At 31.2% G+C, this 13,036-nt stretch carries 14 protein-coding genes and 1 tRNA gene; 13 read left to right on the forward strand and 2 right to left on the reverse strand.

Annotated elements, in window-relative coordinates:
• The first annotated feature begins 1 nt into the window (after position 1).
• The 10 genes from Y592_RS07370 (at position 2) to mnmE (ending at position 7,888) form a co-directional block, all read left to right on the forward strand.
• Positions 2-808 carry an HD-GYP domain-containing protein gene (locus Y592_RS07370; RefSeq protein ID WP_075666346.1) on the forward strand — a complete coding sequence of 269 codons (807 nt, stop codon included), beginning with the start codon at positions 2-4 and terminating at the stop codon, positions 806-808.
• Between the two features lie 41 nt (positions 809-849).
• The gene (locus Y592_RS07375) at positions 850-1,254 is read left to right on the forward strand and encodes an NfeD family protein (RefSeq protein WP_158071832.1); all 405 of its coding nucleotides are present in this window, start codon (positions 850-852) and stop codon (positions 1,252-1,254) included.
• A complete protein-coding gene (locus tag Y592_RS07380; protein ID WP_075666348.1) occupies positions 1,254-2,168 on the forward strand; it encodes an SPFH domain-containing protein in 915 nt (304 codons plus the stop codon). Before Y592_RS07375 ends, Y592_RS07380 begins: the two co-directional genes overlap by 1 nt.
• Positions 2,161-2,640: a hypothetical protein gene (locus Y592_RS07385; protein ID WP_075666349.1), complete on the forward strand. Its 480-nt coding sequence runs from the start codon at positions 2,161-2,163 to the stop codon at positions 2,638-2,640. Before Y592_RS07380 ends, Y592_RS07385 begins: the two co-directional genes overlap by 8 nt.
• Positions 2,641-2,654: 14 nt before the next feature.
• Positions 2,655-3,779, forward strand: a complete 1,125-nt coding sequence (locus tag Y592_RS07390; RefSeq protein WP_075666350.1) for a CD0519/CD1768 family membrane protein — start codon at positions 2,655-2,657, stop codon at positions 3,777-3,779.
• A 114-nt stretch (positions 3,780-3,893) separates the two neighbouring features.
• A complete protein-coding gene (locus tag Y592_RS07395; protein ID WP_077287834.1) occupies positions 3,894-5,054 on the forward strand; it encodes a type III PLP-dependent enzyme in 1,161 nt (386 codons plus the stop codon).
• 19 nt (positions 5,055-5,073) lie between these two features.
• Positions 5,074-5,158 (forward strand) — tRNA-Leu (locus Y592_RS07400).
• 52 nt (positions 5,159-5,210) lie between these two features.
• Positions 5,211-5,927: a WecB/TagA/CpsF family glycosyltransferase gene (locus tag Y592_RS07405; protein WP_075666351.1), complete on the forward strand. Its 717-nt coding sequence runs from the start codon at positions 5,211-5,213 to the stop codon at positions 5,925-5,927.
• Positions 5,924-6,550: a 16S rRNA (guanine(527)-N(7))-methyltransferase RsmG gene (gene rsmG, locus Y592_RS07410; RefSeq protein ID WP_075666352.1), complete on the forward strand. Its 627-nt coding sequence runs from the start codon at positions 5,924-5,926 to the stop codon at positions 6,548-6,550. The genes Y592_RS07405 and rsmG overlap by 4 nt, the downstream gene beginning before the upstream one ends.
• Positions 6,551-6,562: 12 nt before the next feature.
• Positions 6,563-7,888 (forward strand): tRNA uridine-5-carboxymethylaminomethyl(34) synthesis GTPase MnmE, encoded by a 1,326-nt coding sequence (gene mnmE / locus Y592_RS07415; RefSeq protein ID WP_088368936.1) that lies wholly within the window; start codon positions 6,563-6,565, stop codon positions 7,886-7,888.
• 251 nt (positions 7,889-8,139) lie between these two features.
• On the opposite strand, the gene Y592_RS07420 is transcribed toward mnmE, so the two are convergent.
• Complete coding sequence (locus tag Y592_RS07420; RefSeq protein WP_075666354.1) at positions 8,140-8,814, reverse strand: TIGR00266 family protein; 675 nt, start codon at positions 8,812-8,814, stop codon at positions 8,140-8,142.
• 62 nt (positions 8,815-8,876) lie between these two features.
• On the opposite strand from Y592_RS07420, the gene Y592_RS07425 reads away from it, so the two are divergent.
• Entirely contained in the window at positions 8,877-9,653 is a 777-nt protein-coding gene (locus Y592_RS07425; protein ID WP_075666355.1) for a glucosaminidase domain-containing protein, read from the forward strand.
• Here Y592_RS07425 and Y592_RS07430 read toward each other — a convergent pair.
• Positions 9,648-10,952: a nucleotide sugar dehydrogenase gene (locus Y592_RS07430; RefSeq protein ID WP_075666356.1), complete on the reverse strand. Its 1,305-nt coding sequence runs from the start codon at positions 10,950-10,952 to the stop codon at positions 9,648-9,650. The genes Y592_RS07425 and Y592_RS07430 overlap by 6 nt on opposite strands.
• 243 nt (positions 10,953-11,195) lie before the next feature.
• On the opposite strand from Y592_RS07430, the gene Y592_RS07435 reads away from it, so the two are divergent.
• Positions 11,196-11,810: a phosphatase PAP2 family protein gene (locus Y592_RS07435; protein WP_075666357.1), complete on the forward strand. Its 615-nt coding sequence runs from the start codon at positions 11,196-11,198 to the stop codon at positions 11,808-11,810.
• Positions 11,811-11,876: 66 nt separating this feature from the next.
• The gene (locus Y592_RS07440) at positions 11,877-13,028 is read left to right on the forward strand and encodes an MFS transporter (protein ID WP_075666358.1); all 1,152 of its coding nucleotides are present in this window, start codon (positions 11,877-11,879) and stop codon (positions 13,026-13,028) included.
• The last annotated feature ends 8 nt before the right edge of the window (positions 13,029-13,036 follow it).

Here is a 13,036-nt window from a genome sequence, read left to right on the forward strand (position 1 = left end):
TTTGATTAATGAAAAATTGTTAAAATATGTAAAAAAATATAAAAGTGAAATAGGTTTTAAAAAGGGAGAAAAAAGGGTAAATGTATTTAAAGAAGAAAAATTTCTGAAAATAGAAAAGGATAACAAAGTATTATTTGAAATTGTGGATGATGAAAATTATTATGAGTTAATTCCTATTGTTATGGAAAAGGTATTGAAGGGGCATTTAAATATATTAACAAAAGAAAAGGCAGAAGAGATTATTGTCAATTTATTGGTAAATATTATAGTTTTAAGTGAAGTAGAAGATGAAGAAGGTTTTAGCCATACGCAAAGAGTTTCAAAACTTGCGGAAAAATTTGGAAAATTTTTAGGAATGGATGAAAAAGAATTAAGAAAATTTGTAAGGCATGCTTATTTACATGATGTTGGGAAAATAAGCTTGGAACAGGTGATGCTGTATTCGCCAACAAGAATAAGTCTTTTTGAAGAAAATTATCAAGATCACACTATAATGGGAAGTATTTTTCTTTCAATGTTTGACGTTTTGTGGGAATATATACCCACTGTTAGATATCATCATGAGCGGTGGGATGGAAAAGGATTTCCCGATGGATTATCTGGTAAACAGATACCATTTTATGCACGTGTTATCGCAATAATTGATTTTTTTGATGAGACAACTCATTTTATTTCGTCTGAGTGGGAGGCTTCATTAAAGACGCCAAAAGAGGCTTTGGAATTAATTAAAAAATTGTCTGGAAAATACTTTGATCCTGATTTAGTTGAAAAATTTGAAGAATTTTTGAAAAGTGAGGGGGTGGTATAATTAATCCAGTTGTATTTTGGATTGTATTGGGTCTGATTTTAATGGTAATGGAGATTTTAATACCAACATTTTTTATATTTTGGTTTGGAGTAGGGGCTTTAGTATCATCTTTAGTTGCTTATTTTATTGGAAATACGATTTGGGAGCTTGTCGTGTTTATAGTAGTTTCTGGGATATTGGTTGTTTTTACAAGACCTCTTGTGGATAAGATAACGGGAGAACAAACAAGGAAAATAAATATTGATGATATTATTGGAAAGAAGGCTTTAGTTTTAGAAGATATTGATAATAAATCTGGTAAAGGGATTATTAAGGTTAATGGAGATACTTGGAGGGCTTTTTCAAAAGAAGATGAAATAATCGAAAAGGGAAAATATGTGAAAATTTTAAAGGTAGAAGGAGCTCATTTGGTTGTGACAAAACTGGAAAATGAGGGGGGAGATTGATGTACTTGTTATTTTTGATTTTTATATTTTTCTTGTTTATAGTAGCTTTATCTGGTATAAAGATTGTTAGGCCATATGAAAGAGGATTAGTGGAAAGATTGGGAAAATTTAAAAAAGAATTAAAAGCGGGTATACATTTTATAATTCCATTTTTTGATAGGATGATAAAGGTAGATTTAAGGGAACACGTAATTGATGTACCACCCCAAGAGGTTATTACAAAGGATAATGTGGTTGTAACGGTAGATGCGGTTATATATTACGAAATTACCGATGCATACAAGGCAGTTTATAACGTAAGTAATTTTGAATTTGCGACTATAAAACTTGCGCAAACTAATTTAAGAAACGTTATTGGTGAGTTAGAATTGGATCAGACTTTAACTTCAAGAGAACGAATTAACACAAAACTTCGTACAGTACTTGATGAGGCAACAGATAAATGGGGAATTCGTATTACAAGAGTAGAAATAAAGAAAATAGATCCACCAAAAGATATTATGGAAGCAATGAGCAAACAAATGAAAGCTGAAAGGACTAAGAGGGCTGCAATTCTTGAAGCAGAAGGAATAAGACAGTCTGAAATTTTAAAAGCAGAAGGTCAAAAACAAGCGGCAATTTTAAAATCAGAAGGTGAGGCAGAAGCTATTAAGAAGGTAGCAGAAGCAAATAAATATAAATTAATTGCTGAAGCACAAGGGCAAGGAGAAGCTATAATGTACATTTTTAAATCTATACATGAAGGAAAACCAACAAATGATGTTATAGCAATTAGATATCTTGAAACGTTAAAAGAAGTTGCAAATGGTAATGCTACTAAAATATTCTTACCAGTAGAAGTTTCGGGAATTTTGGGAAGTATAGGTGCTATTTCTGAAATGTTCAAAAATGGCGGTGAAGATAATAATGATTAATGCCTTTTTAATTTCTTTGATCTCAGGAGCCTTGGGGCTCCTGATTTCTGTTTTGACTGTGTTTTTTATAGTTATTTCGAATTCATTTTTTAAATATAACACATTTAGATTTTTTAATGAGATAATGGTTCTTGGATTTGGAATCCTTGGATGGTATTTTATATCATCTGGAATATTGTGCTTTTTGTTTTTTTTACTTATTTCTACTTTATATCAAATATATAGAATTATACGTGAAATTTACTCTATTGATGTTAGGTTTAGAATATTAGTACTTGCACTTGGAAAAGACAGATTTGAATATTCGCTTTTTTCCATTAAAAGAGTCCGTAAAAGGATTATAGGGAGCTTTTTTAAGCTTTTGGTGATTTTAATAGCTTCATATGCCATTTCTCAGTCCTTGCATGCTATGTTGGTAGGTGTTATATCTTTATTAGTTGGAGTGATTTTGATTTTTCTAAAATTGGACTGAGAAAGGGGATAATTGTGAAAAAAATTAGGGCAGAAGCTTTAGTTTTTTTAGGAATTTTAATATTACTCTTTATATTTGTAAACTCCTACATGGGAGTTTCTAATTTTTTTAAAACGTTAATGCTCACTGCACATGATTTGTTAATAAATACTGTCTTTTTTATAATGTCAATTGCTGTAATAACGGGGGCTTTTTCCGGGCTTTTGTTTGAATTTGGAGTTGCAGATTTAATTGATGTACTTTTAAAGCCTTTTATAAAACCTCTTTATAATCTTCCTGGAGTTGCTGCAATGGGGATTTTAACAACTTACTTTTCAGATAATCCTGCTATTATAGCTCTTGCTAAAGATAAAAGATTTATGAAAAATTTTGAGAAATGGCAACAGCCTCTTTTGTGTAACCTTGGCACATCGTTTGGGATGGGATTAATTGTTTCAACTTTTATGGTAGCTCAGGGTGTACGTATGGGAATTAATCTTTTTCCTGCAGTCTTAATTGGGAATATAGGTGCTTTAGTTGGTAGTGTTACAAGTGTAAGGATATTTTCTTTTTATACAAAGAGGGAATTGGGTAATTCCTCAAATGAAAAATTTGTTTCTGAAAAATACTATAGTAGCTCAAGGCATGGTAGTATTATGGAAAGATTTTTGGAAGCACTCCTCGATGGGGGGAAAAGTGGTGTAGATATAGGAATTGGAATTATACCTGGAGTACTTGTGATAAGTACTTTTGTTATGATCATAACCTTTGGTCCAAAAGATCCAAGCATAGGGTACCAGGGTCTTGCATATGAAGGAATACCCATTTTACCTTATATTGGTAAGAAGATATTTGTTATCTTGAAATGGCTTTTTGGTTTTTCAAGTCCAGAATTAATTGCCTTTCCATTAACATCTCTTGGTTCTACAGGAGCAGCGTTGGCACTTATACCTAAGTTTATTGATATGAATATTGTAACACCAAATGATATTGCCGTTTTTACCGCTATGGGAATGACTTGGAGTGGATATCTAAGTACACATATTGCTATGATGGATGAATTGGGATACAGGCACCTTACTGGAAAAGCTATTCTTTCGCATACTGTTGGGGGATTAGTTGCTGGGATAGTAGCACATTTAATGTATTTGTTCATGTAACCTCACTCCTGAATTGTAACCTTTTGTAGTGAAATGTTAAAATAATAAACGTTTTAATGTAGCATTAATTGTTTTATTATTTATTTAGATTTTAACAGGAAGGGAGTGGGGTAAGTGACTAAAGAATTGATTAATAAAAAGTTAAAAAAACTTGCAAAAAACTTTGGAACACCTGTTTTAGTAATGGATCTAGATGTGATTAAGGAAAATTACGAAAAATTAGTTAAAAATGTTAAAAACTCTAGAATTTACTATGCTGTTAAAGCCAACTCCCATGTAGAAATTCTAAAGCTTTTAAGAGATTTAGGTAGCTATTTTGATGTGGCGTCTAAACCTGAGATAGAAAAATTACTGTCTTTAGGTGTGGAACCACATAGAATGAGTTTTGGAAATACTATTAAAAAAGCATCAGATATTGTTTTTGCATATGAAAATGGAATAAGAATGTTTGCGGTAGATAGTGAAATGGAACTTGAAAAAATAGCAAGTAATGCGCCAAGTTCAGATATATACGTTAGAATAAGTACTAATGGTATGGAAGATGATGCAGATTGGCCACTTACAAGAAAGTTTGGAACAAGCGTTGATCATGCAATAAAGTTAGTAAAATATGCAAGTAAGTTAGGGTTAAATCCCATTGGAGTTAGTTTTCACGTGGGTTCCCAAAACTATAGACCTGATAATTGGCAAGTGGCTATTAGAGAAGTATCCGTAATATTTGAAGAGGCAAAAAGAATGGGAATAGATATGTATATGGTAAACACCGGTGGGGGAATGCCGGTGAAGTATTCAAAAGAGATACCGCAAATTGAAGAAATTTGTGACGTTATAAATAAATCAATTGTTGAATATATAGGGGAAGACACCTTAGTAGTTTTAGAACCGGGACGTTCTATGGTCGGGAATGCTGGAGCAATGGTAACTAGTGTGATACTTAGGAGTAAAAAAGGAGACGAAAATTGGGTTTATACGGATGCAGGAGTTTTTCATGGTTTAACTGAAACAATTCAAAATATAAAGTATGAAGTTGAAGTTATAGGAAAGGAAAGAGAGAGTAAATGTTCTTTTGTCCTTGCAGGACCTACTTGCGACAGTGTAGATGTAATGTACTATGATATAGAACTTCCTGAAAGTACTACTATGGATGATTTGTTAGTATTGTACAATACAGGGGCATATACAACAGAATACAGCACAAATTTCAATGGAATACAATCGCCGAAAATAATTTTTGAAAAGTTGTTTGTTAAAGAAGAAATGGTAGAAGAAGTGTGATATAATAATATGTGGTTGAGCCGAGGTGGCGGAATTGGCAGACGCGCATGACTCAGGATCATGTGGGTTCTCCCGTGCGGGTTCAAATCCCGCCCTCGGCACCAGTCCCGGGTTTCCGGGATTTTTTGTATTTGAAAAAATAGAAAGGTGGAAGATGTGGAAGTAGTGAATTTTTCACAATTGAAATTAACTATTGGAAAGGAAGAAGAAGTAAGAAAAAAAATAGTAAGAAGTATAAATGACGGTCAGAAGACTTTTGTTGTTACTTTGAATGCCTCTATACTTTTGCGTACATTAAAGGATAGTTATTATAGAAAAATAGTCGAAAAAGCAAATTATATTATACCAGATGGTTCTGGAATAGTATGGGCATTAAAGAGAAATAGAAATATCTTAACGGATAGAATTACCGGTATAGATACAATGTTGTATTTGTGTAGAAAAGCAAAAGAGTACAATTGGAAAGTATATTTGCTTGGTTCGAGAACAAAGGTTGTGGAAGAAGCGGCAAAAAGACTAAGAGAGGAAGGAGTAAATATCGTTGGGTATTATCATGGATATTTTTCCGAAAATGATTTTACACCGCTAGAAGAGATAGAAGCTTTAAAGCCAGAACTTTTGTTTGTAGGAATGGGTGTGCCAAAGCAGGAGGAGTGGATATATAATAATTTTTTTCTTCCTTTCAAGTTGGCCATGGGTGTTGGTGGAAGTTTTGATGTTATTTCTGGAACAAAAAAGAGAGCCCCCAGTTTTTTTCAAAAGATGAAATTGGAATGGTTTTATAGATGGTTACAATCACCTATAAAAAAACGACATATTCCTATTGAGATTATAAAATACACATTTTTAGTATTAAGAGGAAAGATAAGATGAAAGAAAATGTTATAAGAGAATACATTAAAAGAATTGTTAATGCGCCGTTTAATCTTACTGCGATAAAGGATGAAAATCTTGCCTATTACCTGCTTGCGCTAGATAGTTTAATTCCTTTAGAGAAAATTAAATTAGAAGGGAATTTTTTAGATGTTGGGACTGGTGGGGGAGTTCCAGGAGTTTTTATCGGTATTGCATTTAAACATATGAAAGGACTATTAGTTGATGCTTCTAGGAAAAAGGTTGATTATATCAGAAATACCTGTAGAATGCTTGGGATAAATAATTTGGAATTTTTACATGGAAGAATTGAAGAGCAAAAAAATTTAAAAGGAACTTTTGATAACGTTTTTTCAAGAGCAGTTGCGGAATTGAGGATTATTTTAGAACTTACCGTACCATTTGCGAAAGTTGGCGGAAGAGTTTTTTTGTATAAAGGTAGAGAATATCTTAAAGAATTAGAGAATGCAAAGAATGCAATTGAGGTTTTAAAGGTAGAATTGACTGAAATTGTTGAATATAACATTTTGAGTAAAAAGAGGGTTTTACTTATTTTTGAAAAGAAAGAAAGTGTAGACAAGTTTCCAAGAAGGTATAATAAAATTTTAAAGAGTCCTTTGTAGGGAGGATTGTATATGTACGATACAATTTCGGCAATTTCATCACCTTATGGAACGGGGGCTATATCTGTTATAAGAATAGATGGCCCAAAAAGTTATGAAATTATAAAAAAACTTACGAATTTAGATGAAATAAAACATAGAATGGTTTACAGTACCTACATATATCTTGAAAATGAAGTTATTGATCAAGTTAATGTTGTATTTTTCAAATCACCAAAAAGTTATACGGGAAATGATTTAGTTGAAATATATGCTCACGGTGGAGTTATTGTTACTCGTAAAATATTGGAAACTGTTTTGTCGAGTGGAGCACGCCTTGCAGAACGTGGAGAGTTCACAAAGAGGGCATTTTTGAATGGAAAAATTTCGCTTGTTCAAGCAGAAGCCATATATCAAATAATAGAAGCAAAAAGCGAGATTTCATTAAAAATGTCTTTGCAAAATTTAAATGGAGGGCTTAATGAAGAGATAGAATACTATCGTAGGGAGATTTTGAATATTTTATCTGAAATAGAAGTAACAGTTGATTATCCAGATGACATAGAAATTGATACGAAAAACATAGTAAAAGAGATTTTTAGAATAAAAAATGAAATAGATAACAAGGTAACAAATAGCAAAAAAGCTCTAATGTTAAACGCTGGAATTGTTATGACGATTGTTGGAAAACCAAATTCTGGAAAGTCCACTTTATTAAATAGGTTGCTCTTAGAGGATAGGGCGATTGTTACCGATATCCCAGGAACTACACGAGATGTGATAAAAGGTGAAATCGATATTAATGGTGTGAGATTTATCATTGTAGATACAGCTGGTATTAGAGAGACAGAAGATATCGTGGAAAAAATTGGAATTGATAGAAGTCTAAGGGAAATGAAAAAAGCTGATATAGTACTTTTCGTATTAGATGCTAGTACCGGATTTACGAAAGAAGATGAGTTCATATTAAAAGAGATAGAAAATAATAATTTTATTCCTATTTGGAATAAATGTGATAGTAGTTTGAAAATTAACAAGAAATTTGAAGACGAAGTGAAAATAAGTGCTCTTACTGGAGAGGGATTAAGAAATCTTGAAAATAAAATAATATCAAAAGTAAAAGATATAGTGGAAAGTGGTACTTCATCGCATATAACAACTCAAAGACAAGTAGAAATATTGGAAAGAGTTAATTTATATCTGGAACGTGCGGTTAAAAGTTTAGAAGAAGGTTTTGAATTGGATATTATATCTTTTGATTTAAGAAAGGCTTTAGAAGAATTTGATATATTACTAGGAAGAAGATTTACGGATGATTTGTTGGATAATATTTTTTCAAATTTTTGTGTTGGAAAATAAAAAAATACGGGCCTTTTTTTGGCCCGCTCAAAGCTGTGGGGGGTGTATCTCAAGGGGGATAGGGGGTTTCTCTAATTAAAATAATACACGAGTTATGTTACAAAGTTAGTCAGACCAAAGTTTCTATTATGAACCATTTGTGTTAATAATTAATTAAAACTTTTGCTTTAATAATATTTAAATGTTTTTTCCCACTTTTGCATATATTTTGACTTAGTTTGTGTGATTTTGGTTCGTAATTAATTATGAATTTATCTACTTCCCGTATCTTTTGGTGCGATACTTTTTATCCATTTTACGTAATCTGGATAATTCCTGGTTTGTATATATACATTACCAGGGCCTTCAAAATCGACTACTAGTCCTTCTCCACCAAAGATTGTGGATTTGATTCCACCAAAAGTTCTAACAGAGTATTTTACAGTTTCATCAAATGCAACAACATGTCCAGTATCAACGGTTAGTTTTTCTCCTGGTTGAAGTGTGATTTTAAATATAGCACCAAAAGAAGAAATTGCCACTTTACCAATGCCAGATAATTTTAATAAAAAGAACCCTTCACCTGAAAAAAATGTTTTAAATCCTCCAAATTTTGTATCTAAATCGATATTTTCTTCTGATGCTAAATATGAAGTTGATTGTAAAAACACTGTTCCATTTAGATCAATTACATCAATATCTCCAGGGAGTCTAGGAGCAAATAATATAGTACTTTTATTTTTCGCAGTATATTTGTTCAAAAATATATGTTCTCCTCCTAGGAAAGCCCTTTTTAAGGCTTTGAAAACTCCACCTGTTGTCGTCTTTATGTCCACATTTCCGGAAATAGAAACCATTGCACCTGATTCCCCTATAACTGTTTCTCCTGGATCTAAATGCGCGAAAAGTATAGCATAGGATCCTTTAAATTCAACCTTAAATTCCATTTTAACCCTCCTTTAATTTAAAATCAAATATTTTATGTTAATATTTATTGCGAGGTGAGAGTATGAAAAAACTATTTTTTTCGATTATAATTATATCATTTTTGGTATTTGATTTTTTTGTTATTTATTCAGAATTTAATTATTTCCCGTTATTTGAGAAAGAAATAGAGGTAAGTTTTGAAAGTTGGAAAGATTTAAAAAATTTTTTTGATGAAATAGGATATACTTCTTTAAAAAATCCTCCAAGAGTTTATTTAAAATCATTCCCAAAAGATTTAAAAGATGCACCGGTAGATGTACGAAAAGAGCTTTTTGTAAAAATAATGTTGCCGATAATAAGAAAGGTAAATAGTGAAATTCTGGCTGAAAGAGAGAAAATCATTATTTTGAAAAAAAAAGGGGACTTGGGTAAATTGAGAAAATTTATTAAAAAGTACTATGCAAAATCATATGATGAATTATTGATAAAGGTGGATAAAATTCCCGAGGATTTGGCAATTGCTCAGGCAGCTATTGAATCTGCGTGGGGAACGAGTAAATTTGCCGTTTACGCAAATAATATTTTTGGCGAATGGACATACGAACCTGGTACTGGAATAGTACCAGACGAAAGGCCAGATGGTGAAATATATGAGATAGAATATTTTAGAACTTTAGAAGATTCTGTGAGAAGTTATGCTTTAAATTTGAACAGATTACCGTATTATAAAAAATTCAGACTAATACGTGCGGGAATAGAAAAAGGCCATCCTGCAGATGGCCTAGTGTATTATTCTCAAATGAGGGAAAAATACGTAGAAATAGTAAAAACTGTGATAAAGCATCTTCCAAAATTATAAAACAAATATATTTTCACTTCTAAAGTTTTTGAGTATATTTTTTGTGTCAAATACAAACGGAACATTCTCAATAATTAGGTTATAGTCTACTCCTAAAGTATGTCCGGTAGTAACTATAGCACCGTCAAAGTTTTTTAAATTATCTTTGGTGAGTTTAATTGATTTATATTTTTTACCATTTAATTCAAATTCAGGTATAAATGGGTCGAAATAGGAAATATTTGTCTTTTTTCTTTCAAGTATTTCAATTACTTTTAGGGCAGGACTTTCTCTCATGTCGTCTATATTTCCCTTGTAAGCAACTCCAAGTACTAAAATATTACTACCGTTAAATGGTTTTTTGAATTCATTTAAAATATCTCCAAGTCTTTGTACAACGTAATATGGCATTTCATCTGCGATTTGTCCCGCTTGTTCAACCAGCATTAGGTGTAAATCATATTCTCTTGCTTTATAGGATAAATAAAATGGATCAATTGGAATACAGTGACCACCTATTCCGGGACCGGGGTAAAATGGCATATATCCGAAAGGTTTTGTGGCAGCTGCATTTATTACTTCCCAAATATTTACATCCATTTTTTCGGCAACTTTTGTCATTTCTTGTACAAGTGCAATATTTACCAATCTAAATGTATTTTCCAAAATTTTTGCCATTTCAGCTGTTTTGGGCGAACTTACCGGAAATACAGGAGCATCTAAGACATTTTCATACAATGCTTTTGCATGTTTTGTACATTCTTTTGTGATGCCTCCAACTACTTTTGGAGTATTTCTTGTTTTATACCTAATATTTCCTGGATCTACCCTTTCAGGGCTAAATGCTAGATAAAAATCATTTCCAATTTTTAAGCCTGTTTCTAGTAAAATAGGTAAAACTACTTCTTCCGTTGTTCCAGGATAGGTGGTGCTTTCAAGTATTATAAGCTGTTCTTTGTGAAGTCTTTTTGCGATATCTTTAGAAGTTTGAATAATGTATGAAAGATCAGGTTGTTTAAATTTATCTAAAGGAGTAGGCACACAAATACTCACAACGTCACATTTTGAAAGTTCATCAAAATTTGTTGTTGCACTGAGTATCTTTTTTGAAACTAATTCTTTTAGTTCTTCATCTTGAACATCACCTATATAATTTTGTCCTGAATTTACCATATCTACTCTTTTTTGTTGTATGTCAAAACCGATAACTTTGTAACCTGCTCTTGCTTTTTCAACTGCAAGTGGTAGTCCAACGTATCCTAAGCCCATTACACCAATTAATGCTTTTTTTTCTATTATCTTGCTATATAATTTACTCATAGTTACACCTCCGTATATTCGTTCATTGAGTGAATACACATACATTATATTATCTTATTTTGAGAATGTCAAGTGAATAGATGGTCATGATAGAAAGCGATACAATACTTGAAGAATTTTAGAACTTAGAATAGTTTTATTAATAACTTACTAAAACTACAGATTATGATTATGTGTGTAATTTTTTGAAAATTAAAAGTAAAAAGGTATGTTGTGTAATTTGATTTTTGGTATAATATAGATATGAAAAAAATTATATTGATAATAATTATTATTTCTACATTTATTTTTTCATTTTCTTTGGATGAAGTTCTAGTAGATGTTGAATCTGTAAATTATCGACTAGAGAATATTTTTTTATTTTCTGGAACTTTTTTATTAGATGATTATGTAAATAGTTTAGATTTATCAATGTTTAACAATGTTATTATTGAGAAAATAAACAGTATGGGCGAATTGGATTTTTTGACGTTTTTGGGAATTACATCTTTTTTAGTTTGTTTTGATGATCCATATACTTCGTTTACAATGGTTGAAAGTGTTGGATTTACAAGTGTGATAACATATTCCTTAAAAATGATTATTGGTAGAGGAAGACCTAATAGTTATGAAAAACCATTTGTTTTTAATTTTTTTTCCTTTGAAGGTAAAAATCATTCATTTCCTTCGGGACATAGCGCATTTGCATGGGCACTTTTTACGCCAATTGCTGAAAGATATGGTGACTTTTTTTATTTAGTACCCTTTTTGTTTTCTTTTTCACGGTTAGTTGGAAATTATCATTGGTTAAGTGATGTTGTTTTTGGGGCTTTAATAGGATATTCGATTGGTAAATCATTTTATATAACTTCCAGGTGAGAACCTGGAAGTTTTTTTATTTTAAGGTATAATTAGTTTGTAAAGCTAAATATAAGGAGAGATTATATGGCTATTGCGAATAGAATTATATTTTTTACTTTGATTAATGGGATTTCAAGAAATATTTATCAGGTGTTGTTTAATTTGTACTTAAAAAATTTAGGATATCAAAACGACATTATAGGAACCATAATGTCTGTTAATCTTTGGGGTAGTGCCATTTTGGGTTTAATAATAGGAATTTTATCGGATAAATACGGTAGAAAAAAGATGTTATTTGTTGTTCAACCATTGGTTTCTCTTTTTGCTATATTACGTTTGAATCCTTCAAATTTAATGTTGCTTTATGTTTTTTCATTTTTATTTGGAGGTTTTAACGCTTCTATTAGACTTTTAACTGATGTATTTTTGGTTGAAAATACGCATCATAAGAACAGGGCAAAGTATTTTGGATTGAATTTTGGGGTTAATATGTTTACGGGTGTTTTAGGAAATGGAATAGGCGGATTTTTGGGTGATTTGTTAGGGTTTAGATTTACAATGATACTTGCTATGGTTTTAAGGTTTTTTTCGATTTTGCCAGTGATGAATATAATTGAAAATAAGGTGAAAGTTGAAAATGTTAAATTAAATGAGTTTCAAAAGAAAATATTTGCATTTTATATCTTTTCAACTGCAAGCGTGGGATTTGGTGCAGGATTATTCATACATTTTGGAAATGTAATTTTTTACGATTTATTTTCTTTGACTGCTACTTTTATAGGTTTTATACTTGCATTGGCACAGCTAGGTACAAGTATTGGTTCAACTTTTTCGCATAAACTGGGTAAAAAATTTGGAGCTGCAAAGGTTTTAATGTTATCAAATATGGTTGTTCCTATTTTAATTTTATTATTGGCATTTATAAGGGAACCAATAACGTTTACAACAATTTATATAGGTAGATTTACTATTATGAATATGGTTAATCCTATTTTCAACACACTCGTATTATCTTATCTTCCATCCAATATTTTAGCATCTAGTACTGGTATAAGGAATTTCGCAAATAACGTCAGTCGTGCATTTGCAGCAATATTGTTCTCTGTTTTAGCATTGTCAAGTAAAGGGTATATGATTATATTTTTAATAAGTTCGGTGTTTTATTTTATTAATGGTTTTTTGATGATTATTTTTTATAAAAATATGGTGGGAAAGGATAAAAGATTTTACGACTGAATTTTGGT

The organism is Thermosipho sp. 1070, from assembly GCF_001682135.1.
Lineage (GTDB): Bacteria > Thermotogota > Thermotogae > Thermotogales > Fervidobacteriaceae > Thermosipho > Thermosipho affectus.